The following is a 23,491-nucleotide window of genomic DNA, read 5'->3' as shown; positions in this document are numbered from 1 at the left end:
TACTAAAGTCAAGAAGGATCCGGCCTTTTTCCATATTTTTTGAAAGAAGGGCGTCGAAATTATGCATAGGATGCGCAGGGATGCCGGAAATGCTTGACAAGCTCCCGATGGGTGGAGTACAATCGTAAATGCAAATCATTTGCATTTACGATGTGGAATCTTTCAAGAAAGGCAGTGAAACTATGAGAGTACGGCGCGCCGCCGCTCTCCTGCTGGCGCTTTGCCTGGCGCTTTTTTCCGGGTGCGGCAGGGCGAGGACACAGGAGGAACCAGCGTTTCGCGTGGTGACGTCCTTCTATTCTATGTATATTATGGCTTTGAACGTGACAGACGGGATTGAGGGCGTTCAGGTGGAAAATATGGCGGGACAGCAAACGGGCTGCCTGCACGATTACCAGCTCCAGACCAAGGACATGAAAAATCTGGAACAGGCGGATGTGTTCGTTGTCAACGGCGCGGGGATGGAGAGCTTTCTGGACAAGGTGACAAGCCAGCTTCCGGAGCTTTCAATCGTTGATACCAGCGAGGGGCTTTGGCTCATTGAGAGCGGCGAGGACGGCTCCCACGTCCATGAAGAGGATGGACACGAGCATACCGAGGACGATGGGCACGATCACGGGGAGGTGAACCCGCATATCTGGGTCAGCATTTCCGAGTGCATCGGGCAGGTGGAGAATCTCAGCGAGGGCCTGCAAAAAGCAGACCCGGCGCATGCGGAGCAGTACCGCGCCAATACCGAAGCGTATGTGGAAAAGCTTTCGGAGCTGCGCGATCGGATGCACGAGGCAATCGATCCGCTGCCCAACCGGAATATTGTAACCTTCCATGAGGCCTTCCCGTACTTTGCCGAAGAATTTGATCTCAACGTGGTGAAGGTAGTCAACCGGGAGCCGGACAGCCAGCCGAGCGCGCGGGAGCTGGCGGAGACGATCCGGCTGGTGGAGGACGCGGGCGTGGCAGCGGTGTTTGCTGAGCCGCAGTACCCGGAAAGCGCCGCCGATATTATCGCGTCGGAGAGCGGAATCCGGGTCTGGACACTGGATCCGGTGACGACCGGCCCGGACGATAAGGACGCGTATCTGAATGCGATGGAACAAAATATGGAAACGCTTGTGCAAGCGCTTTCGTGAGGAGGAAACAGCATGACGCAAGAAAAGCCGCATTCCTGCCCGGACTGCTCCAGCTGTGCGCAGGCGGGCTGCAACTGTGTGGACTGCCAGTGCAGCGTGCGGATCCGCGGGCTGGGGGTAAAGAAGAAGGACGGCGTGATCCTGCATGACGTCAATCTGAATGTGCGCCACGGGGAAATTATGGCGCTGATCGGGCGAAATGGAGCGGGAAAGACAACACTGCTCAAAGCCCTTCTCGGACGGATCCCCTATACGGGGGAAATCTACTTTACAAGCCATAAGGGCGAGCAGGTGGAAAAACCGAAAATTGGCTATGTACCCCAGAATCTGCTGTTTGATCATTCGTCTCCGATGTCCGTGGGGGATATGCTCTGCGCCAACCTGTCCCGTTTTCCCGTGTGGCTGGGGCAGAAGAAGGCGGCACGCCGCCGTGCGGCGGAGATGCTGGAACGGGCGGGAGCCGGGCCGGAGCTGCTGAACAAAAAGCTCGGCAATCTCTCCGGCGGTGAGCTTCAGCGTGTATTGCTGGCCTTTGCCCTGGAGCCGATGCCGGATCTTCTTCTGCTGGACGAGCCTGTCTCCGCCGTGGATCGCCGGGGCATTGAGGTTTTTTATGAGCTGGTCTGTTCGCTGCGTGTGCGCTACCATATGCCGGTGATTCTCGTTTCCCATGATTTGTCCCATGTGAGGCAGTATGCCACATCCGCGGCGCTGCTGGACCGGACCATCCGAATCAGCGGAGAGGTGGAGCAGGTGATGGCTTCCCGTGAAGTGCGGGAAACGTTCGGCCTGCCCGCGCCGGAAGGGGAGGAACGGTGAGATGGAATTTCTTTACAGTGTGATTGACACGCTTCTTCCGTTTGAATGGACGGAATTCAACTTCATGAAAAACGCCTTTGTGGCGGTTCTCCTCATTACGCCGCTGTTCGGTCTGGTGGGAACGATGATCGTCAACAACCGCATGAGCTTCTTTTCGGACGCGCTCGGCCACTCTGCGCTCACCGGCATTGCGATCGGTGTGCTGATGGGGGTGGACAATTATCTTCTGTCCATGCTCGGCTTCGCGCTGCTGTTCGCCGTGGGGATTTCGGCGGTGATCGGTTCGGGCGTTTCCTCCGCCGATACAATCATCGGCGTGTTTTCCAGCACAGGGCTGGCGCTTGGCGTGGTGCTGCTTTCGGCCAGCGGGGGCTTTTCGAAGTATTCCAGCTACCTGATAGGGGACATTCTCACTGTCCAGCCGGAGGAGATTGCGCTGCTGGGCTGTGTACTGCTTGCCGTGCTGCTGGTGTGGGGGCTTTTCTTCAACCGTTTCCTGCTGTCGAGCATCAACGGGGATTTGGCGGCGAGCAAAAATATCCGCGAGGGTGCGCTGCAAAAAATCTTCGTGATTCTGGTTGCCGTGCTTGTCACTGTGTCGATCAAGTGGGTCGGTGTGCTGATCATCAATTCCCTGCTGGTGCTGCCCGCCGCTTCGGCGCGGAACGTGGCCCGCTCGATGCGCTCCTATCATGCGTGGAGCGTGGGCGTTTCGATGTTCTCCGGTGTGGCGGGACTGATCCTGTCGTACTATCTCGGCACGGCGGCGGGGGGAACGATCGTGCTGGTGGCCGCTGTGGTGTTTGCCGTCACGTTCCTTGCAGGCATGGTGAGCGGGCGGCGGCGGGCCGCGTGATATTCCTTTGACGGCAAAAAAGAGTATTTTCCTGCTGATTTTTCATTTTTCATTCATCCCGCTCCATCGATCTGCTATGATAGGATCCGGATAGCGCGGGGAGAAAGAAATGTTCTGAAAAGAAAAGCGCTGTGCAGGCGGGCTGTTTGCCCTCCGGCATGGCGTTTTTTCAGATAAGCCCCAAAACCGGAGCAGAAAGGGTGGAGATGTGTATGAAGATAGAGCAGGTTCACTATTCCGATCGCTTTCAGGAAGCATTTTGGCATGAGGAGATCGATGATATTTCGCGCTATCTGCGGCTTGCGGCGGAATACGGCCGCACACAGGAGGGGGAATCCTATTGCCGGGAGCTGGAGGATGCGCTGAAACAGGTGAAGCAGAAGTTTGAGCAGCTCGCGCTGTCGGCGCGGGATCCGCAGGAGCCCGACGATTTGCCGGAAATTCTCGCCCAGCGTCCGGATGGGCCGAGGCAGCTTCTCACCGGGCTGCCGGAGGATTACGCGCAACGGCTGCGCGGCGCGTTTTACGGGCGAATGGCGGGCTGTACGCTGGGAGCGGCGCTGGAGTTTGAGCCGATTCCCGCCGCCAAAAGCTGGGCGGAGCGCTTTGGCGATTTGTATCCGCTGACGGATTATTGGAGCGAGGTGCGCTGGCCGGAGGATCCCCATTATATAGTAGGAAAAAAGAAGGATCTCACGCGCGCGGGCATGGACGCCGTTCCGCCGGATGACGACACCATGTATACCCTGCTGGGGCTTTTGACCATGGAGGCGTATGGCCCTGATTTTACCCAGGAGCAGATGGCGGAAATCTGGAAAAAATATCTTCCGCTGGGGCGTGACTATGTGGCCGGAGGAGAAAAGGGCTGCTGGTGGGGAGAAAGAAGCCTTCTGAAAAATCTTTTGGCCGGTGTGCCGCTCCCGCAGGCGGGCGTGGCGGGAAATCCGAATTTGCAGGGGATCGCGGCGTGGACGCGGGCGGACAGCTATGGTTATGTGTTCCCGGGAAACCCGGAGAAAGCCGCCGCGCTGGCGTACCGCGATGCCTCCATCAACCACAGGCGCAACGGCGTTTACGGCTCCATGTTCATGGCGGCGGCGATTTCTGCGGCTTTCGCGGTGGATGATCCCATGGAGGCGGTGCGCATTGGCCTGACCGAGATCCCAAAGGATAGTCTGTTCGCGGAAGGAATCCGCTGGGCGCTTGCGCAGTCCCCTTCTGATTATCAGGAAGCCTTTGACCAAACATGGGCGCGGTATCGCGGGATGTTCAACGGCAGCGCCCTGACCAACGCGATCCATGTGGTCATGGGACTGAAAATCGGGGGCGGTGATTTTACAAAAACCATCGGGGAAACGGTGGCCATGAGCGGTGATAACGACTGCACCGGGGCGACCGCCGGAAGCATTTTGGGCGCGGTGATTGGCATCGGAAACATTCCGGAGCATTGGATCCGCCCCTTCCACGGCAGGATGCATGGGTATCTCAAGGAGATGCCGGAGTATCTTTCCCTGGAAGAGGTGTGCGGACGCTTTGAGACGCTGGCGCGCCGTTTCCGTCAAAGCTGAGATTTTTGATCCGGGAACCGCATGAAAGAACAAGGAGGAGCAGGCGTTTTTCGAACTGTTATGCCCGGAGAACACCTGCTCCTTTTTCTTCTGTTTTTGCGTGAAAAAGCGCATGTTTTTGATTGAAATGAGGATGAAAGGGCCGGAAGAATGTACGATAATGAGGGCGTTCGAGATAAACAAAAAATAAAATAAAAACAGAAAAAATTTAAGGAAAATGATTGACGAAACCGGCTGAGCGCCATAAAATTGTGGCAGACGGGAAAAGGACCGTCTCACAACAGACAGGGAGGAAAAACCATGAAAGAGAGGGAAAACCGGTATCCGTATCATATTCGGGATGTACACATCTCGGATCCCTTTATTTTCGCGGATTCGGACTACTGGGCGCCGGAGCTGCATCTGTGGAAAGGGAGGTATTATCTGATTTCCTCCTTCCGCGCGCGGGGAAGATACCGGGGCTGCCAGTGCCTGGTTTCGGATTCCCCCAGAGGGCCGTTTCTTCCCGTGGGGGATGGGCCGGTCACGCCGAAGGGCTGGCATTGCCTGGACGGGACACTGTACGTCGATCGCCATGATAAGCCGTGGATGGTATTTTGCCATGAATGGCTTCAGGTGTACGACGGGCAGATCTGCGCGATCCCGCTCAATGAGGAGCTTTCCGGGGCGATCGGGGATCCGGTGATCCTGTTTCGCGCTTCCGACGGGCCGTGGACGGCAAAGGGAGGGGTATCAGGCGGCTACGTCACGGACGGCCCGTTCCTGTACCGGCTGAAAAGCGGCGTGCTGCTGATGCTCTGGTCGAGCTTTTCGCCGGGAGGCGGCTACACCACGGGATATGCCCGCTCGCTCAGCGGGGAAATTCAGGGGCCGTGGGTGCAGCATCCGCAGCCGCTGTATGCGCTGGACGGAGCACATTCGATGCTGTTTTGCACCTTCGGAGGAGAGCTGATGATGTCTCTGCACTGCCCGAACCGCCATGCGGATAAGCGGATCCTGCTTTTTGAGATGGAGGAATCCTTGGACGGCCTTCATATTGTGAATGAGGCGACAGGAAACTGGTATCATGCTGTGGGCGGAGTGGCAAAGGATTATGCCTATCCCACCCCCTGTGTGGAAGAACCCTGCTTCCGGGTGGATCCCAGAGCGGGCAAGGAGGGGGGAGCGGAAGAAAGAAAGGGATAAGACCGCCAAAATACGCAGGGATACAGACAGAAAAGATGACGGTTCGGCCGGTATGGATACAGGTGGAGCGGCGCGGGGGCGCCGCAGGAGGAGTTGTATGATTAGCAGAGAGAAACTTGTCATTCCCACCTATGAGATGGAGGAGGCGGAGAAGTCTCCCATTTTCTACGATGTGAGAAACCATCAGGGGACGCGAGGGAACGTCTATCCCATTCCGATGCGCGATGTATTTCTGGAGAAAAAGATCGACCGGGAATACGATTCCGTGCGTCTGGAAAATGATTATGTGCGGATTGTCGTGCTGCCGGAGCTTGGCGGCAGAATCTACGAAGGCTACGACAAGCGGGCGGACTATCATTTTGTGTACAAAAACCATGTGATTAAACCGGCATTGATTGGCCTTGCCGGTGCGTGGGTGTCGGGAGGCATTGAGTTCAACTGGCCGCAGCACCACAGGCCCACAACCTATATGCCGGTGGATTGCCGGATCGAGCGCGGGGAGGATGGCTCCGAAACCGCGTGGATGGGGGAATATGAGCCGCTGTTTGGGATGAAATGTCTGATAGGCGTTACCATCTGGCCGGACAGGGCATATGTTACGGTGCGCACACGCCTGTACAATCCCACCAACGCCACACAGACCTTCCACTGGTGGGCCAACCTGGCGGTGGCGGCCAACGAATCGTATCAGCTCAAATTCCCGCCGGATATCGACTACATCACCTATCACAATAAGGATGCGGTGTCGGAATTCCCCGTCGTGAAGGGAGAATTCGCGCGCGCGGAGTTTGGAGACGGTCAGGATATCACCTGGTTCCGGAACATCCCGTCCCCCGCTTCGTTCTTCATCTTCAATTCCAATTACAATTTTATGGGAGGCTACGATCACGGGCAGCAGTGCGGCACCGTTCATGTGGCGGATCATCATGTTTCGGTCGGCAAGAAATTCTTCACCTGGGGAAGCCGGGCGTTTGGCGATGCCTGGCATAAGAATCTCACAGATGAGGATGGCGCGTATCTGGAAATCATGACGGGCTGCTATACGGACAACCAGACGGATTTCGCGTTTCTTGCGCCGGATGAAACCAAGGTGTTTGAACAGACCTGGTATGCCCTCACGGATATGCCCGATCTCAAGAACGCGGAAAAGGAGGGGGCCGTTGGCTTTTCCCTGCAGGACGGGGAACTGAGGGCCAGCCTGAATGTGACGTCGGAACAGCCGGGCGCGAGGCTTTGGATTGTCGCGAAGGGAAAGGTGCTGCTGGAAGAGACGGTTTCCCTGACGCCCGGGACGGCCTGTGTGCGGACGCTTGCCGTGCCGGAGGGTGTGGAGGAAAAGGATATTTCCATCCAGCTGACGGATCGGGAAGGCGAAACCATCATCGGATACACTTGGCGGCCGCCTTTCTTTGCCGATCGCGAAAAGCCGGAGCCGCGCAGGCCCGCCCGCAAGCCGGAGGAGATTGAAAGCCCGGAGGAGCTGTATCTGGAGGGGCTGCATCTGGAAAAGTACCGCCATGTAACGCTGCGTGCCGAGCCATATTATCTGGAAGGGCTGCGGCGGGATCCCGGAGACAGCCGCTGCGCCAACGCGATGGGGATGCTGCGCATGAAGCAGGGAAGGCCGCGGGAGGCGCTTTCCTTCTTCCGGACGGCGGTGCAGCGCCATCTTCTGCGCGATCCGAATCCGCGTGACGGCGAGCTGTATTTCAATCTGGGCTGGGCTCTGGAAGAGATAGGGGACGAGGAGGAGGCAGTGCGCTGCTACCGCAAGGCCGCGTGGAATTCCGGTTTCAAGGCGGCAGGGCTCCGGCAGGCGGCAAAGGCTGCTTTGCGGAAAGGAAAGTGGAAGGAAGCCCTTTCCTGCCTGGAGGAAGCTTTCCCCAACAACGCGGAAAGCCCGCAAATCTCCTTCTTGCTTTCGTTTGTTTTCCGCAGGCTGGGCCGCAGGGAAAACGCGGAGCTGATTTCCTCCCGTATGCTGTCCGTGGATCCGCTGGCCTATTCCCTGCTGGCGGAAAGCTGGCTGCTGACCGGCGAGGAGGAGCGGCTGCGGAGCCTTTGCGCTGTTCTGGGAGAACGGGAGGCCGCGTGGCGGACCCTTCTGAGCGAGTATGCGGAAATCGGCGCGTGGGAGGATCTGCTCAAGCTTGCCGCTTTCGCGCCGCCGGAGCTGCTGATTCTGCTCTATCAGGCGTATGCGGCGCAAAAGCTGGACAGGGAGCAGGACACGCGGGAATTCCTGCGGTGTGCGCAGGCGTCGTCTCTGGACAGGGTGTTCCCGTACACGGACTGGGATGTTCGGGTGCTGAGATGCTGCCGTGCCGGCGGTTTGGAGGCGCGGTGCGATTATCTGCTGGGCTGCCTGTTCTATGGGAGGGATTCCCGCGAGGAAGGGATCCGTCTGTGGCAGCAGGCGGCGGAGGAAGGCGATCTGCATCAGGCGCACCGCTGCCTGGCTCTTGCGCTGATGGATGAATACGGCGACTTGACAGGCGCCAGATGCGAGATGGAGCGCGCTTTCCGTCTGGAACAGGCCGAGAATGCGGGCAAGCCGCAGGACGGGCGGTATCTTTTGGAGCTTCTGGCAGTGCGCAAGCGCTGCGGCGAGGAGCCGGAGAAGCTGCTGGCGCTCCTGGAACAGTATCCGGAAACGGTGAACCGGCGCGAGGATCTGGCCCATCAGCGGCTTGTGCTGTGCAACGAGGCAGGACATCCGGAAAAGACGGCGGAGTATCTTGCCGCGCGGTCGTTCCATCCCTATGAAGGCGGAGAAGGAATTTTGATCCGGGCACATATGCTGGCGTATGTGCAGCTTGGGCGCAGAGCAGCCGCGCAGGGAAAGCTTGCCGAGGCGGTTTCCTGCTACGAGACGGCGCTCACCTATCCGGAAAATTATCATGAGGGACGCAGTGAATTCCCGCGCGAGGCGGCTGTGTGCTATTACATGGCCCGTGCGATGGAAGCGATGGGAGAGAACGAAAAAGCGCGCGAGTGGGATGAGCGTGCGGCAGCATGCCGGACAGGGCTGCTCGACGAAAGCGATTTCTATACCGGGTGCGCGCTGCGCCGTCTTGGCAGGAACCGCGAAGCCGCTCTGTTGTACCGTGAGATGCTGGAGGGCGCGCGGAAGATCCTGCGGGAGGAGGACCGCCTGCCATATTTCGGCGGCTTTGTCTCAAACCTTCCGGGAGAGCACAGCGTCCGCATTGCTAACCACCGCAAGGCGCATCCGGCCCTGTTCTATGCGCTGACCGGCCTTTCGAGGACGGACGAAGCCCAGCGGGAAAAAGAGCTGGCAAAACAATGGGGCGCGGAGATCGCGTGGATTTCGATTGTCGAAGCAGAAGGGAAGGAGTTTCTATCATGAAAGCATCGGAAAAAATCAAAGGGATTGTCTATGCGTACAACACGGGGGAAGAATATGACATGGTGCGTGAGCTCGGGGTGGAATGGATTCGCCTGAACGTCAGCTTCCCCTGGACGGATAAAATGTTTGGCACGCTCAGTGAGCAATATCTGCGGGACCGGGAAGAAATCCGCCGCACGCACGCGCGCGGCTTCCAGGTCATGCCGGCCACACCGCCTTTGGGAGGCTTCACTTACGATGAAGCGCTGGGCAAGACCTGCTGGCATGAAAGCTTTCCGGATTTTGTCGGCAAGAAGGGGACCGAAGAGTTTTATGAGAACATCCGGGAAACCATGCGCTTCGTCTGCGAGGATCTGGGCGAGGATGCGGGCATGTACTGGCAGTGCATGAATGAGATCGACATCCCGGTTTTCTCAAATGATTATCCCGACGAAATTGTAGCGGATACAGCCCGGGCAACAGCGGAAGGGATCCTCCGCGCAAACCCGAACGCACGCTGCGGGATCAACATTTCGTGCTACAATGAGAACGCCCTGCGCATTGCCGATCGGGTATACCGCGAGGGACACCGCTTCTTCTTATATGGGAGTCGACCAGTATTTCGGCTCCTGGCAGCCCGGCGATGTGGACAGCTGGACCGGCGTGATCGACGGCCTTTACGAGCGCTACGGCCTGCCCGTGCTGGCCAATGAATGGGGCTACTCCTCTGACGGCGAGCTGGCTTTGGAACGCCCCGATATGACGGGATTCCCCGAGGCCTTCCCGGATGTGTGCGTAGCCAGAAAGTGGTTTTATGAGGTCAAGGGCGGGCATACCCCCGAGGTGCAGGCGGACTATTTTGACAGGGGACTCAAGCTGTTCGCGGAAAATCCCCACTGCCTTGGTTCCTTCATTTTCTGCTGGCGTGATGCATATCACTGCTACCACTGCGGGGAGCCGGATTGTCCGGCGGAGTGCTTCTGGGGCATCGTGACAACGGACTGCAAACCGAAGCCGGCTTACTATGCCGTCAAGGAAGCCTTCCGGAAGTATTATCACGATTGAGCAAAGCTTATGTCCCGCACGCCCGCACGAGGGCGGAAAACAGGGCGGCTGCTCCCTTGTCCTGCTCAAAGCGAAATTCCGGGTGCCACTGCACCCCCAGCAGAAACCGGCTTTGCGGCCTCCAGACGGCTTCGATGATGCCGTCACAGGAGCGGGCCGCCGCTTGAAGCGAGGAGGCGCAGCCACGCACGGCCTGATGGTGCGTGCTGTTGACGGCATATTCGCGCACCCCGAGCATGGAAAAAAGCGGGGATGATTCCTCCACGTGCACCGTGTGGACGGTCATCTCATACGGCGGGCGCTGGCTGTGGCAGAGGGTGGAACCGGTCTGCGAGGGCAGATCCTGCCACAGCGTCCCGCCCAGTCCCACATTGATCAGCTGAATCCCCCGGCAGATCCCCAGCACAGGCAGATCCCGCTCCAAAGCCAGACGCAGAAGAGAAAGCTCCATCTCATCCCGCTGCGGACACACCTCGCCGCATGCGGCCAGCATTTCCTCCCCGTAGTACGAGGGGTGAACGTCCACGCCGCCGGTGAACAGCAGGCCGTCGCAGATGAGGGAAGCTTCCCGTACCGTATCCGGGGAGAGCGGCGGCAGAAGCAGGGGGATTCCGCCCGCCGCTTCCAAGGCTTTTGGATAGTGCAGGCGCGTCTGCATGGTATAGTGGTCGCTGTCGAGGCTGGGAGTTAATCCGATGACAGGTTTTTTCATGCACGTTTCATCTCCTTATAAAGTTGTAAAGCGAAAGTTTTGCCCGGCAGAGTCATGCCGGGCATTTTTTATTTTATATGATGATATCCCGAAAGGATATGAGGATAAAAGAGACAGCTTCCGGCAACACTATCCGCAGAACACGCAGAGGATGTGACACAATGAAAGGAAAGAGAAGGAATCGAATTCGTATGATGACATTTCTTGCGGCGGCGTTTCTCGTTCTGGCAGGCACGACGATCAGCGGATATGTGGAGGCGGCGCGCCTGCGCCGGGATCTGCAATACACCTACGATCGGGCGCTCGGTGATCTGAACGACTGTGTAGCCTCCATGCAGGTCACGCTCGAAAAGAGCCTGTATGCCAACACACCCACCCAGCAGAACGGCCTGGCCGCCCGGGTGATGCGCGAGGCAAGCATGGCGAAGGGGGCGCTGGCGGTGCTCCCTGTTTCGGACGGATCGCTTTTTGAGGCAAGCCGTTTTATCACGCAGGCGGGAGATTTTGCCATGAGCCTTTCCGCGCGCATTTCAGCGGGCGGGACGATCACGCAGGAGGAATATGAGTTGCTCCGCCAGCTGGGGGATTATGCCTCGCGGCTTCAGGAAAGCCTGCGCACGGCGGATCCCGATTTCAGCAGCGGGAACAGCGACAATTTCAAAGAGACCACGGACCAGTTCACGGATTATCCCACCCTGATCTATGACGGTCCGTTCTCCGACCACATTGCGCAGAAGCAGCCGGTTTTCCTGGAAGGCAAGGAGGAGATCCCGCAGGGCAACGCGCAGATGAACGCGGCTGATTTTCTGGGGATCGGGCAGGATCAGCTGCGCCACGACGGCGACACAGGGGGAAATCTGGCAACGTACAATTTCTCCGGGGAAACGCAGCGCATCACCGTATCGCGTCTCGGCGGATACGTTGTTTCGCTGATTGACTCGCGCGAGATAGGGGAAAGCGTCCTGTCGGAGGAGGAGGCCAAGCAGGCCGCCGCTGAATTCCTGGAGGGCCGGGGGATTGAGAATATGCGTGAAAGCTATTACGCGCTCAGCGACGGGGTGTGTACCATCAACTATGCGTATGAGCAGGACGGTGTTCTCTGCTATCCCGACTTGATCAAGGTGTCTGTTGCTCTGGACGACGGCTCGATTGTGGAATATGACGCTTCGGGATTTTTGATGAACCATCAGGACAACAGAGAGCTGAATACCCAAAAGCTGACAGCGGATCAGGCGCGGGAAAGCGTCAGTCCCGCCCTGACCCCGGACGAGGGACGTCCGGCCCTCATCCCCACGGCAGGGCTCAACGAGGTGCTGACGTATGAATTCCTGTGCGAAGGGGAAAACGGCGAGCAGGTGCTGGTCTATATCAACGCCGACACCGGCTATGAGGAGCAGATCCTGATTCTCCTGCGGACGGACAACGGCATTTTGACGCGCTGAGGAGCGCCCCGCTTGCCTTTCGGGCAGCGGGGCTTTTTCTTTGCAGGGAAAATTTTTTCTGTTTTCCGATTGACCGCAGGGGTGGGAGTTGCTATGATGATAAAAGTCGTTCTGCGTTTTTTGCCTATCCTGACAAAATTCTGAAATATCCCGCTGCCGGGAATGGAGCGCGGGACGTCAAATCTCTGTCATGGTAAGGTGGTCTGACCTATGAATATCATTGTGCAAATCGGTATCTTTTTCCTGATCTGTCTGGCCGGGGATCTGCTTTCCGCGCTGCTTCCCATCCCCATTCCGGGAAGCATCATCGCGATGCTGCTGCTGTTCCTGTGTCTGCTTTTCAAGCTGATCAAGCCGGAGCACATTGAGAAAAAGTCGGATTTTCTGCTGGGGAATATGGCGTTCTTTTTCATTCCGGCGGGAGTGGGGATTTTGGAGCAGTTTCCCCTGCTTTTGCAGAATCTGCTGCCTCTCGCGGTGATCTGCGTGGTGTCCACGGTGCTGACCTTCGGCGCCGCTTCCGGCACGGTGCGGCTCGTGCTGTGGCTTCAGAACAGAAAGGGGGACGGGCATCATGAATCATGAGCTTCTGATGGAACTGACCAGCTCCCCGATGTTCGGGGTGGCGCTGTGCATCGTCACCTTTGCGGCGGGCGTGTTTCTCAATAAGAAGCTGCGTTCCCCGATCGTCAATTCGCTTCTGATCGCCATCGGGCTGACCATTGTGGTGCTCGAGGTCTTTGGGATCCCCTTGGCGAATTTCCAGGAGGGCGGAGACTTTGTTTCCATGTTCCTCGGGCCCGCCACGGCGGCGCTGGCCCTGTCGATTTACCGTCAGCTGGATCTGCTGAAAAAGAACTTTCTGCCGATTCTGCTCGGATGCCTGGCGGGCTGTGTGACCTCAATGGGCAGCGTTTGGCTGATGTGCCGTCTGTTCGGGTTGGACAAGGCCCTCACAGCCTCCCTGATGCCGAAGTCCGTGACCACGCCGATTGCCATGGAGATTTCCGAGCAGGCGGGCGGAATCGTCCCCATCACCGTCGCGATGGTGGTGATTACCGGGATTCTGGGAGCGGTGGCCGCTCCGCTGCTTCTCAAGATCTTCCGGATCAAAAATCCAATCGCCGCAGGCGTGGGGCTGGGCGCCGCCAGCCACGCCGTCGGCACCTCCAAGGCGCTTGAACTCGGGGAGGTTGAGGGCGCCATGAGCGGAATCTCCCTCTCCATTTCGGGGATCCTCACGGTGATCCTTTCGTTGTTTTTGAAGCTTTGAAGCCTGGTCTTTCAGCGCTGGCGCACCACGTTCCCACGCCCCCGTGCTTTTTCAGAGCCGCCTGTTTCAGGCGGCTTTTTTAATGCCAGAGGGGAGATGCCCATGCGTTGGCGGAAAACGCGGGAAAAATAGTTGTAATCCTGGAAGCCTGCCCTTTCTGCTGCTTCCCGCAGGGGGGTGCCGCTCAGGATGAAGGCGGCGGCGCGCGTGCAGCGCAGTTCCTGTAAGTGTGACACGATGCTCATCCCGGTGCAGCGCCGGAAAATCCGGCACAGATAGGGGGTGGACAGGCCGAAACGGCGGCTCAGTGCGGGAAGCGAGACGCGCTCCAGGTCGGCGTAGTTTTCAGAGAGAAACAGAAGCAGGCTTCGGACATGTTCCAGGGAAACGCGATCGCCGCTTCCCTGCGGGGATTCCCCGCGTCCGGGGGAGGCAATCAGAAGCTTGGCCAGAGCGGCCAGCGTGTGCAGAACGGCGGCTTTTTCCTCCAGCCGCACCGCCGGTCCGGGCTCGTAATAAAGCCGGATCAGCTCCCGGAGCGAGGCGGCGAGATCCGGGAACGTGGGAAGGAGGACGGGGGCGCGTTCGCCGAAGGAGAGCAGCAGGGAAAGATAACCGCAGGGTTCTTCCTGTCCGGGCAGAAGGAGCGTTTCCCCGGAAAACAGCTCCGGGCCAATCTGCACAATGTGATACCGTGTGTCCGCGAGGAAAGCCATCCCCCGGTGCGGGCGGCACCAGTTTACAAACCCGGTTTCCCCCGCGCGGATCCACTCTCTGCGCCCGCCGCAAAGGAGAAGAACGCCGCCCTGCTCCACGCAGTAAAACTCCAGCGCCTCATGCCAGTGGAAGCTGCACCCCACGCTGTGGAGATCCATCCTGCGCGGCACGATTTTAACCGGAACCAGATGGTCCGGCATGCCGATTTCCTCATAGGAGCCGAATTCCCGCTCCGCTTCGGTCCTGTTCTCCGACATCATGTTCCCTCTTCTCCCCAAAGGTTAAAATTGTGCTAAAAACAGAAGCAAATCTTTCTTTCCCGGCGCACCGCGCTGGTGTATGATACAGACAGAACGCTTTTGCCTTGTATTATATCATGGAGGAGATGGTTTTGCTATGAGAATACTGATGCTGGATCTGGATACCCTTCGCCCGGATCATATGAGCTGCTACGGCTATCCCCGTGCGACCACGCCGAATATTGACCGGGTCTGCGCCGACGGTGTGCGGTTTGACCGGTACTACTGCTCCGACGCGCCCTGCCTGCCTTCGCGCGCGGCTCTCGTCAGCGGCATGTTCGGCATCCGCAACGGTGCGGTGGGCCACGGCGGCACGGCGGCGGACCGCCGTCTGACCGGACGGGACAGGGGCTTCAGCGACATCGTGGATCACAACAATTTCCATAACATCTTCCGCCGCGCGGGCATGCACACCGTTTCCGTCAGCTCCTTTCCCGAGCGTCATTCCTCCTGGTGGTTCAACGCGGGATTTCATGAGTGCTACAATGTGGGAAAATGCGGTCTGGAATCCGGTGAGGAGGTTCTTCCCATCGCGCTCGACTGGCTGGAACGCTGCGGAGAGCGGGACAACTGGTTCCTGCACGTTCACTTCTGGGATCCGCACACGCCGTACCGCGCGCCGGAATCGTTCGGCAATCCATTTGCGGAGGAACCCATTCCGTCCTGGATTACCCCGGAGGTATTTGAGCAGCACCGCCGTCTTTCCTGTCCGCACGGCCTGAATGAGCTGAGCATGTATAGCGACACGGAGGATCCCCGGTTTCCCCGCGCACCCGGAAAGATCACGGAATACAGCGAGCTGCGGCGCGTGTTTGACGGCTATGACTGCGGCATCCGTTATGTGGACGGGCTGGTGGGTCAATTGTTTGATTGGCTGCGGGAGCATGGTCTGTATGAGGATACCGCTATTCTTGTGACGGCGGATCACGGCGAGAATATGGGAGAGCTCGGCATTTATGAGGAGCACGGCACGGCCGATGAGCCAACCTGCCACATTCCGATGATTCTCAAATGGCCCGGCGGTGTAAAGGGAGTGTCGGAAAACGGCTTCCATTACAGCCTGGATCTGCTTCCAACGGTGGCGGAGCTGCTTGGTGTGCAGGCCTGCGATAACTGGGACGGGCAGAGTTATGCCGAAACGCTTCGGACAGGCCGGGAGTGCGGACGGGACAGCTTGGTTTTGTCCCAGATGGCACATGTATGCCAGAGATCGGCGCGTTTCGGGGAATGGCTTTACATGCGCACCTATCATGACGGCTTCCACCTGTTCCCCCGTGAGATGCTGTTCCATCTTTCCGCGGATCCCCATGAACAGCACGATGTCAAGGAGCAGTATCCCGCCATCTGTGCGCAGGGAGCCAAGATCATTCTGGACTGGCATGACGATCAGATGCTCCGCTCCGACAGCCAGGTGGATCCTCTGTGGACCGTGTGGCAGGAGGGCGGCCCGTATCATACCGTCGGCTGGCTGGATGCGTACCTCAAACGCCTTGAAAGCACGGGGCGGCATGAAGCCGCGGAGCAGCTGCGCGCCCGGGATTACGCGCACTGATCGGAGGAAGCCTTTCCGTCCTTTGTCAGCAGGCGGCGGCAGGTTAGGTCGATCCCGAACGCGCCCAGCGGGGCGGTGAGAAGGATCGCCAGCACGGCGGCGGACAGGACGATCTGCCCGCACGGCAGGCCCATAGCCAGAGGCACGGAACCGATGGCCGCCTGCACGGTGGCCTTGGGGAGATAGGCAATGGCGCAGAACAGCCTCTCCTTTCCGGTGAGGGAGGTGTGTAGCGTGCACAGCGCCACGCCCGCACAGCGGAACAGAAGGGAGAGAAGGATCATGCCCACAGCGGCGGCTCCCGCCTGCATGGTGTAGCGGATATCGACCGCCGCCCCCACCAGGACGAACAGGATCAGCTCCGCCGCGATCCACAGCTTGCCGAATTTTTCCGAAAGCCTTCGGGAGACAAAGGCCGTGCTCCGGCGCTTGAGCACACAGGCCATGCTGACCACGGCCAGAAGTCCGGAGACAGGCACAAAGCCCTTGAGGACGTTTTCAATGGCAAGAAAGAGGAAGGAAAGCCCCAGAATCACGATGACCTTCGTGCTGTTGCGCACGGTGCGGCGATGGGCAAATGCTCTCTCGAAGAACCATCCGAGCAGCAGGCCCACTCCCGCGCCAAGAGCGATCCCCAGCACGACGGATACCGGGATTTCAAGGAGAGCCGTGGGGCTGGCCTGCCCGCCCTGCGCCATGGAGGCAAAGGTGGTAAACAGCACAATCACATAGACATCATCGCACGATGCCCCGGCCAGAATGAGCTGGGGCACGCTTTTTTCATCCCGTAGCCGCTTTCCATCAGCTGCACCATTCTGGGAACCACAATCGCGGGGGAGACGGCCCCGAGCACCGCGCCCAGCACCGCCGCTTCGATCCGCGAAAGACCGAGCAGGGCGGGGGCAAACAGGATGCAGGCGAGGATTTCGCACGATGCGGGGACAAAGGCCATCAGCACAGCAGGACGGCCCACCCGCTTGAGATCGGAGAGGTTGAGGGAAAGGCCGGCCTTGAGCAGGATGATGATCAGAGCCATCTCACGCAGGTCGGCGGAGATGGAGAGGATCGACGGATCGAGCAGATTGAGTGCGTAAGGGCCGAGTACAATCCCCATGGCCAGCATCCCGAGGATCCGGGGAATGTGCAGGATCTGACAGAGAGCGGCGGCGGCCAGTCCGGCCAGAAAAACGAGCGCGAGCGAGGTGAGCATGGCGGTTCCTCCTTTTTTGGACAGCAAAAAAGGCTGACAACTTCTGCGGCACAGCACAGAAGTCATCAGCCTGATACGGCGGTTCCGGTTTCCCGGGGGAGATCTTCATTCCCCGTTATTCTGCCCTTCATGATAGTCCGTTTTTTTGTGTTGTCAAGGGGGAGGTTGCTTTTTGCACCGTTCTCTTTTATAATGGGGACACAGCAAACCGCAGAGGAGGAATGAAGATGAAGCGTAATCTGGATCGAATGATGGATGTCAAGAAGAAGCAGCGGGAGGAGCGAAACCGCCGTCTTCCACCGGAAAACCCGGATGAAGTGGAAATCCCGATGGAGCTGCCGCTTCATCAACCGCTCAATACGGCCAAAAGCGTGTTCGACGAGGGACTGGAGCGCCGCTTCGGCGGGATCAATACCGCACCGTCCGTCTTTGAACGGTCCGCCGTATTTCACACAAGTAAGAACCAATAAAAACCAATGGGAGGAATTCCGGTATGGACTTTGAACAGCTTGCCAAAATAGAGAATGAAAGCGAACGTGTCAACAGAACGTACGATATCTTCAACGAGAACAGCAGGCTGAATCATTCCAAAGCCGCGCGGGTGGAATTTCTGACCACCGTTCGCTATATAGAGCGTTACCTGAAAGAGGGCGACAGAATCCTGGATATCGGCGCGGGAGCGGGTGAATACAGCTTTTACTTTGCCCGCAAGGGATATGATGTGTCGGCACTGGAACTGGCCGACGCCAATATTGCCGCGTTCCGAAAAAAACTCACGCCCGAAGACAGGATCGACCTTGTGCAGGGCAATGCGCTGGATCTTTCCCGTTATGCGGACAAGTCCTTTGATATCGTGCTTCTGTTTGGTCCGTTGTATCATCTGAAACAAAATTCGGACAAACAGAGATGCATCCGCGAAGCAAAACGCGTCTGCAAAGACGACGGCAAGATTTTCTTTGCCTTTATTGCCAACGACCTTGTTTTTCTCACCGAACTGGAATACAATGCTCATTATTTTTCAAATGGTGATTACGACAAGGAAACGTTCAAGCTCAACGATTTTCCATTTGTATTCCACACGGTGGAGGATGCAAGAAAGCTGCTGGCGGACGGTGGAGTGACCGTGCTTCATGAGGTCGCGTCCGACGGGGCGAGCGAGCTCATGGCGGCAAGGATCAATGAAATGAACGATGAGGACTATGCGCAGTACCTCCGGTATCATTTCTATCTCTGCGAAAAACCGGAATTGCTTGGTATGACAAACCATTTACTGTTTGTAGGAGAAAAGAAATGACCAAAATTCAATATGAAAATTTAACCATCCGGCAAGCCGTGGCTGCCGACGCCAAACAGCTTGCCGCCTGGTGGAACGATGGCGCCGTGATGGCGCATGCCGGTTTTCCCAATGGCCTGGGAATCACCGAGGAGGAAGTCATCCGGGGACTCGGCGGCGGCTCCCTGGTGATAGAGGAAAATGATCGCCTGATCGGGGAGTGCAACTATCGTCAGACGGAAGATGGCGTGGCGGAAATTGGCATCAAGATCTGCGAAACCGATTGCCAGAACCGCGGCGCCGGCAGGAAGCTTTTGAGCATGCTGATCGGATGGCTGTTCGAAAACGGCTACTCCAAAATCATCCTCGATACCAATGTAAAAAACACAAGAGCACAGCATGTTTATGAGTCCCTTGGGTTCCGCAAGGTGCGGACTAACGTGGACGCCTGGAAGGATCAGCTTGGCCAGCCGCAGTCTTCGATTGATTATGAGTTGGTCCCGGAAGACTTTAACAGCTGTCTTGCCTGATAGCGCAAATTTGATTGCAAATTGAAAACGGCCCCGCGGATGCCTTTCCGGCAGCCCGCGGGGCCATTTTTATCTGTTGGGAACGTTTACAGGACTTCGTCGGCGTACGGCTCAAAGTCCGAGCGTGTGAACACCTTGCCGGTCTTGACGAATTCGTACCGGATGGCCTGCAAATAATGGCGCATGTGCACCTGCTTGCCGTCGCCGTCGGAGGCGGCGAGAAAGGCGGCATTCAGAATGCAGTTTTTAATGTTGCCGCCCACGAACTCGAAGCGATCCGCAAGGAACCGCAGATCCACATCGTCGGCCAGCGGGGTTCCCTTGGGGATCGTCGTTTTCCAGAGGATGTAGCGCGTTTCCGGATCCGGGAACTGGAACTCAACGATGAATTTCATGCGGCGGAAGAACGCCGGGTCAATGTTGTGCTTGTAGTTGGTGGCCAGGACGGAAACACCGTCATATGCCTCGACCTCCTGCAAAAGCAGGGCGGTCTTGTTGTTGTTGCTGGCCTGGTTGCTGCCGCCGTCGTCGCTGCGCTTGGCAAAGAGGGTATCGCATTCGTCGAAGAACAGCACAACGTTGCACTTTTTGGCCTCGCGGAAAATCATGGAAATGCTCTTTTCCGTTTCGCCCACGTATTTGTCGATGACCTTCGAGAGATCGACGCGGTAGAGCTCCAGATTCAGCGCGTTCGCAAGCACCTGTGCGCACATGGATTTACCGGTGCCGGGCGCGCCGAACAGCAAAACGGAAAGGCCGCGTCCATAGGGATATTTGCGGTTGTAATCCCACTGTTCGTACACCTGCTTGCGGTAGCGCATCTGATCGCAGGCGTGCTCGAGCGCCTCGCGCTGGTCCTTCGACATCACAATGTCGTCCCAGGTGTAGGTGGCCTTGATCTTGGTGGCCTTTTTGGTCAGCTCGTGGCTCATCTGGTTGTAGCACGCCTGAAACAGGCATGAGCGCACAATGTTGATGTATTTGGCCATCGCGGACAGAGCCTTGGCCTGCCGCAGGGCGTTTTTGATCTTGCCGGGGGTAAAGAGGAATTTTGTGGCCATTTCCTGCAGGTCCACGTCGTTGCACAGGACATAATCCTTCGCGTAATGGCGCCACACGTTTTCGCGCTCCTGGTTGCTCGGTGTGGGGATTTCCAGCTGGGTAAACTCGATTTTCGTCATCTCGCGCAGGGGCAGCTTGTCAAAGCTTACCGTGAAGGCGGTGATCCGGTGCTTGCCCAGCTTTTCAAACGCGAGATCCATGTAGCCGAAGAATTTTTCCTTTTCTTCCTCGTGGTATTCGAGGTTGTCGAGACAGCAGCATGCGTCGAGCAGGATGCACTCGCGGCACACGCCCCAGAGCGCCTTTTCCACAAAGGAGAAGTCGTAGGCGAACAGCTTGCTGCCATTGATGGAGACGCAGGAAAGCCCATGATCGGCGCAGAAATGGCGGATGGTGAATTTGCGCCCCGCGCCCTCGTCGCCGTAGAGGGAGAACAGGCGCGTTCCGTCGTCATAAGAAATGTTGAGCGCGTCGAGCACCTCGCGGTTGGCGATGAAGGGATCCAGCTCGCCCTGGTCCGTGAGCAGGGAAAAGAAACGGTCATACGTTTCGTCAATCCGCTCAGGATGCATGCCGAACAGGAAGTCGATCAGCCGTTTGTCGGGGGAGATCGGCGTGGAAAACGGCATGGCGTTGTCGATGTGCAGATCGATAACCGGGCGCAGCGTCTCAAGCGCCAGCGACATTTCCCCATAGGCGGACGTCATCGAGAAGGAGGGGCCGAAATAGACGCGCGCGGCCGATTCCACCGTCGGCGTGGAGGTGGAGCCATTCTGATTGATAATCTGGAAGATGGTTGCATAGTTTGTCTGTGTGGACGAGAGGATCGCGCAGGCGAAGCAGAAGGTGGTGAATTCGTCCATCTCCAGTTTTTCGCACAGCGCGTGGAGCGGAAGCGGTGTGACAGCCGGATCGGTGTGTGCCGCGCGGCTTCGCACATACGCCAGCATTTCCTGCACATTCGGCTGTTCGGCGTCCTCCTCATTGTCCTCCTCACGATCCTCCTCCGAATCGCCCTGGGCAAAGCTGGCGAACAGATCCATCAGTTCGCTGTCGGCTTCCCCGAGCTCCTCCGGCTCCTCTTCCTTTTCGGCGCTGGTTTCTGAAACGGAGGCGGCGCGGCCCGCAAAGTCGGAAAGGTGCTTTTCACAGAGGCTGTACGCCGTGTCAATGTCGGGATACAGGATGTTGCGGAAGCTTCCGTCCTCCCGCGCAAAAAGGCTCATCAGGCTGTGGATATAGCTGGAAAGCTGCAAGTCCACGCAGGAGAACAGATAATCGGTGTATTCACTGTAGCTTTGAAACGGCAGTTCCTTGGTTTCGGGCGAAAAAACGGCGGTCAGGTTCATAGGGATTCTCCTTCCGTGTTCTGCATGTCGTGAAAGACATAGCCGGCGCCCCGTACGGTGCGGATCACGCCGGTGCGGTCCGCCCCGATCTTTTTCCGCAGGCTCGAAATGTGGACCATCACGGTCCGCGTGTCCCCCAGACTGCTTGAATTCCAGACGTTTTCATATAACTCGTCGTACAGAAGCAGGGTGTCGGGATGCCGGACCAGGTAGAGCAGTAAATCGTATTCAATGGTGGAAAGCGGCACGACTGTTCCGTCCCGGCGCACTTCCCGGAGATCGGTGTCCACCGTAAAAGTGCTGAATTCAAACAGGTGATTTTTTTCCTGCTGTTTGTGGTGAGCCTCATACGCTTCGCGCTTGCGCAGGTTTGCCTGGATCCGCGCAAGCAGCTCCACGTGCTTGAAGGGCTTCACCATATAATCATCCCCGCCGTGATCCAGCGCGGAGATGATGCTCTCGCTGTCGTCAAGGCAGCTCAGAAAAATGATGGGACACAGGCCATCCTTTTCCCGGATCAGCGGGCAGAGAGAGTTTCCCTTTCCATCCGGAAGGAGGGAATCCAGCAGGACGAGCTGATAGGTGGTCTGGTTCAGCAGGGAAACAGCCTGCGCGCAGGTGGAAGCAACGTCAACGGTGTAGCCTGCGTGTGTCAGAAAAACCTCTGTGATATGAGCAAGATCACAGTCATCCTCAACAAGTAAGATATGGTTCACAGCCTTCATTTCCTTTCTGATCCACAGGCCGGCAGGATTTTCCGGTGCAGGCCGAAAATTTCGCCGGGACGTATTGGATTAAATTGTAGCATGCCGGTATTTTGGTGTCAAACAAACACAGCTCTAAATTCAGATATAAGGGGAAAGAACGGGAAAAATGTTTTGCCAAACAAGTGAAGAAACGGTATAATAGTCAGGAAAGAAACCGAAAAAGGTCAGGAAAAGGGGAACGGAAGAGAATGAAGAAAATCAGATTTCCTCTTCTGGAAGCGGCGGCGTTTGCAGCAGCCGCTGCCGCTGCGCTGATTCCGTCTCTTTCCTATGAAGGCCGTGCGGCCTTAATACTCATCGCCGCCGCTTTTGCGGTGGGGGATATCGCACTGCGCATGCGATCGGACAGACAGCAGGAAAGCAGGCTGAGCGCGGTCGAGCAGCGTGTGCAGGAGGCGCGGCTTCAGGGGGAAGCGGCCAGCGGGCGTATCCGCGAGGAAGCGGAGGAATATCAGAAAAAAACAAAGGAAAAGCTGGCAGCCTTTTACAGCAAAGTCTCCCACAGCCTGCGGATTCCGATCTCGGTCATCCAGGGGTACGCCGATTTGCTTGAGAGCGGCCTGATCCAGGATGAGAACGTCCGGCATGAGTATCTGAGCAAAATCCGGGAGCGGACGGAGTATATGAACAACGCGCTCGGGCAGCTTCTCACCGAGGCGCGGCTTCAGGCGGATTTCAACATCGGCTTGTGGGAGCATTTTGATCTGGTGGATCTCTTGCAGAAGGTGATTGCCGACATGCAGGACGCCGCGCAGAAGCTGGGGATCCGGATTGAGCTGTCCTCCGGATGCCGCAAGCTGCCGTTTGAGGGGGATCGCACGCGCCTGACACGTTCCTTTTACAATATTTTGGAAAACAGCCTCAAATACATGAACACAGCCGGAAAGATCATGGTGACGGTGTCCGTGGTGGACAACCAGGTGCTGATTGTATTCAAGGACAGCGGAGCGGGCATGGACCGCGAGGAGGCGGAGCATATCTTTGAGCTGAATTACCGCGGCTCCAACAGTGTGCAGGGAAACGGGATGGGCCTTTACCTCGTCTACGTCACCGCGATTGCGCACCATGGGAGCGTGACCGCGCGCAGCAGCCCGGGAAACGGGATGACCATTCTGATGCTGCTTCCGCTTTCCCAGCAGGAGGACTCCTCCGCGCCTGCCGGGGACAGTCCGGCGGAGTGATACACAAAAAAGTATAGCACAGCGGGGAGGGAGAGCGGGCCTGAGGCAAAAATTCTTTAGAAAAGTTTTAGAAATGGCCTGAAGCAAGGAAAAAGGGGCGCATTTTAGAAAATCTTTAGAAAAAATGAGAGAAATGTGTGATATGATAGACG

General features: G+C 57.6%; 22 protein-coding genes and 1 riboswitch. Of the genes, 16 read left to right on the top strand and 6 right to left on the bottom strand.

Annotated elements, in window-relative coordinates; all coding sequences use genetic code 11:
• Nucleotides 1–128: 128 nt before the first annotated feature.
• The 8 genes from B5F35_RS07040 (at nt 129) to B5F35_RS07005 (ending at nt 9,972) form a co-directional block, all read left to right on the top strand.
• On the top strand, nt 129–1,130 hold the full coding sequence (locus B5F35_RS07040) for a metal ABC transporter substrate-binding protein (protein ID WP_206424027.1): 1,002 nt from the start codon (nt 129–131) through the stop codon (nt 1,128–1,130).
• Between the two features lie 12 nt (nt 1,131–1,142).
• Nucleotides 1,143–1,949 (top strand): metal ABC transporter ATP-binding protein, encoded by an 807-nt coding sequence (locus B5F35_RS07035; protein WP_087239426.1) that lies wholly within the window; start codon nt 1,143–1,145, stop codon nt 1,947–1,949.
• Between the two features lies 1 nt (nt 1,950).
• Nucleotides 1,951–2,805, top strand: coding sequence for a metal ABC transporter permease (locus tag B5F35_RS07030; protein WP_087239424.1), 855 nt, complete (start codon nt 1,951–1,953; stop codon nt 2,803–2,805).
• A gap of 212 nt (nt 2,806–3,017) precedes the next feature.
• Nucleotides 3,018–4,373: an ADP-ribosylglycohydrolase family protein gene (locus tag B5F35_RS07025; RefSeq protein WP_162611361.1), complete on the top strand. Its 1,356-nt coding sequence runs from the start codon at nt 3,018–3,020 to the stop codon at nt 4,371–4,373.
• A 300-nt stretch (nt 4,374–4,673) separates the two neighbouring features.
• The gene (locus B5F35_RS07020) at nt 4,674–5,558 is read left to right on the top strand and encodes a glycoside hydrolase family 43 protein (protein WP_087239420.1); all 885 of its coding nucleotides are present in this window, start codon (nt 4,674–4,676) and stop codon (nt 5,556–5,558) included.
• A gap of 97 nt (nt 5,559–5,655) precedes the next feature.
• Nucleotides 5,656–8,928 carry a DUF5107 domain-containing protein gene (locus tag B5F35_RS07015; RefSeq protein ID WP_162611360.1) on the top strand — a complete coding sequence of 1,091 codons (3,273 nt, stop codon included), beginning with the start codon at nt 5,656–5,658 and terminating at the stop codon, nt 8,926–8,928.
• Nucleotides 8,925–9,620, top strand: a complete 696-nt coding sequence (locus tag B5F35_RS07010) for a hypothetical protein (RefSeq protein WP_087239416.1) — start codon at nt 8,925–8,927, stop codon at nt 9,618–9,620. The genes B5F35_RS07015 and B5F35_RS07010 overlap by 4 nt, the downstream gene beginning before the upstream one ends.
• Entirely contained in the window at nt 9,553–9,972 is a 420-nt protein-coding gene (locus B5F35_RS07005) for a hypothetical protein (protein WP_087239414.1), read from the top strand. The genes B5F35_RS07010 and B5F35_RS07005 overlap by 68 nt, the downstream gene beginning before the upstream one ends.
• Nucleotides 9,973–9,979: 7 nt before the next feature.
• Here B5F35_RS07005 and B5F35_RS07000 read toward each other — a convergent pair whose 3' ends face one another.
• On the bottom strand, nt 9,980–10,684 hold the full coding sequence (locus B5F35_RS07000) for a gamma-glutamyl-gamma-aminobutyrate hydrolase family protein (protein WP_087239412.1): 705 nt from the start codon (nt 10,682–10,684) through the stop codon (nt 9,980–9,982).
• 191 nt (nt 10,685–10,875) lie between these two features.
• Here B5F35_RS07000 and B5F35_RS06995 point away from each other — a divergent pair, with 191 nt between their 5' ends.
• From B5F35_RS06995 to B5F35_RS06985, 3 genes are all read left to right on the top strand, one after another.
• Nucleotides 10,876–12,126 carry a PepSY1/2 domain-containing protein gene (locus B5F35_RS06995; RefSeq protein WP_242969426.1) on the top strand — a complete coding sequence of 417 codons (1,251 nt, stop codon included), beginning with the start codon at nt 10,876–10,878 and terminating at the stop codon, nt 12,124–12,126.
• Nucleotides 12,127–12,336: 210 nt separating this feature from the next.
• Nucleotides 12,337–12,711 carry a CidA/LrgA family protein gene (locus B5F35_RS06990; RefSeq protein WP_087239408.1) on the top strand — a complete coding sequence of 125 codons (375 nt, stop codon included), beginning with the start codon at nt 12,337–12,339 and terminating at the stop codon, nt 12,709–12,711.
• Nucleotides 12,701–13,399 carry an LrgB family protein gene (locus B5F35_RS06985; RefSeq protein ID WP_442856436.1) on the top strand — a complete coding sequence of 233 codons (699 nt, stop codon included), beginning with the start codon at nt 12,701–12,703 and terminating at the stop codon, nt 13,397–13,399. The genes B5F35_RS06990 and B5F35_RS06985 overlap by 11 nt, the downstream gene beginning before the upstream one ends.
• Nucleotides 13,400–13,410: 11 nt before the next feature.
• Here B5F35_RS06985 and B5F35_RS06980 read toward each other — a convergent pair whose 3' ends face one another.
• The gene (locus B5F35_RS06980) at nt 13,411–14,373 is read right to left on the bottom strand and encodes an AraC family transcriptional regulator (protein WP_162611359.1); all 963 of its coding nucleotides are present in this window, start codon (nt 14,371–14,373) and stop codon (nt 13,411–13,413) included.
• A 139-nt stretch (nt 14,374–14,512) separates the two neighbouring features.
• Between B5F35_RS06980 and B5F35_RS06975 the strand changes: the two genes are divergently transcribed.
• Complete coding sequence (locus tag B5F35_RS06975) at nt 14,513–15,967, top strand: sulfatase family protein (RefSeq protein ID WP_087239403.1); 1,455 nt, start codon at nt 14,513–14,515, stop codon at nt 15,965–15,967.
• Here B5F35_RS06975 and B5F35_RS19595 read toward each other — a convergent pair.
• Nucleotides 15,955–16,740, bottom strand: a complete 786-nt coding sequence (locus B5F35_RS19595) for a cation:proton antiporter domain-containing protein (protein ID WP_442856435.1) — start codon at nt 16,738–16,740, stop codon at nt 15,955–15,957. The genes B5F35_RS06975 and B5F35_RS19595 overlap by 13 nt on opposite strands.
• Complete coding sequence (locus B5F35_RS19590; protein WP_442856434.1) at nt 16,692–17,177, bottom strand: cation:proton antiporter domain-containing protein; 486 nt, start codon at nt 17,175–17,177, stop codon at nt 16,692–16,694. The genes B5F35_RS19595 and B5F35_RS19590 overlap by 49 nt, the downstream gene beginning before the upstream one ends.
• Before the next feature lie 49 nt (nt 17,178–17,226).
• A riboswitch (Fluoride riboswitch) is annotated at nt 17,227–17,299 on the bottom strand.
• Nucleotides 17,300–17,404: 105 nt separating this feature from the next.
• Here B5F35_RS19590 and B5F35_RS06965 point away from each other — a divergent pair.
• From B5F35_RS06965 to B5F35_RS06955, 3 genes are read left to right on the top strand one after another with little or no spacing between them, the layout of a single operon-like run.
• The gene (locus B5F35_RS06965; RefSeq protein ID WP_087239401.1) at nt 17,405–17,647 is read left to right on the top strand and encodes a hypothetical protein; all 243 of its coding nucleotides are present in this window, start codon (nt 17,405–17,407) and stop codon (nt 17,645–17,647) included.
• A gap of 23 nt (nt 17,648–17,670) precedes the next feature.
• A complete protein-coding gene (locus tag B5F35_RS06960) occupies nt 17,671–18,471 on the top strand; it encodes a class I SAM-dependent methyltransferase (protein WP_087239399.1) in 801 nt (266 codons plus the stop codon).
• The gene (locus tag B5F35_RS06955) at nt 18,468–18,980 is read left to right on the top strand and encodes a GNAT family N-acetyltransferase (RefSeq protein ID WP_087239397.1); all 513 of its coding nucleotides are present in this window, start codon (nt 18,468–18,470) and stop codon (nt 18,978–18,980) included. The genes B5F35_RS06960 and B5F35_RS06955 overlap by 4 nt, the downstream gene beginning before the upstream one ends.
• 86 nt (nt 18,981–19,066) lie before the next feature.
• On the opposite strand, the gene B5F35_RS06950 is transcribed toward B5F35_RS06955, so the two are convergent.
• Both B5F35_RS06950 and B5F35_RS06945 read right to left on the bottom strand, forming a co-directional pair.
• Nucleotides 19,067–21,391 (bottom strand): ATP-binding protein, encoded by a 2,325-nt coding sequence (locus B5F35_RS06950; RefSeq protein ID WP_087239395.1) that lies wholly within the window; start codon nt 21,389–21,391, stop codon nt 19,067–19,069.
• Nucleotides 21,388–22,107 (bottom strand): response regulator transcription factor, encoded by a 720-nt coding sequence (locus B5F35_RS06945; protein ID WP_162611358.1) that lies wholly within the window; start codon nt 22,105–22,107, stop codon nt 21,388–21,390. The genes B5F35_RS06950 and B5F35_RS06945 overlap by 4 nt, the downstream gene beginning before the upstream one ends.
• A 239-nt stretch (nt 22,108–22,346) precedes the next feature.
• Here B5F35_RS06945 and B5F35_RS06940 point away from each other — a divergent pair, with 239 nt between their 5' ends.
• On the top strand, nt 22,347–23,339 hold the full coding sequence (locus B5F35_RS06940) for a sensor histidine kinase (protein ID WP_087239391.1): 993 nt from the start codon (nt 22,347–22,349) through the stop codon (nt 23,337–23,339).
• Nucleotides 23,340–23,491 lie beyond the last annotated feature (152 nt).

It is taken from the genome of Anaeromassilibacillus sp. An200 (genome assembly GCF_002160025.1).
Taxonomy (GTDB): domain Bacteria; phylum Bacillota; class Clostridia; order Oscillospirales; family Acutalibacteraceae; genus Caccousia; species Caccousia stercoris.
This window is presented reverse-complemented; position numbering and strand designations above follow the sequence as displayed.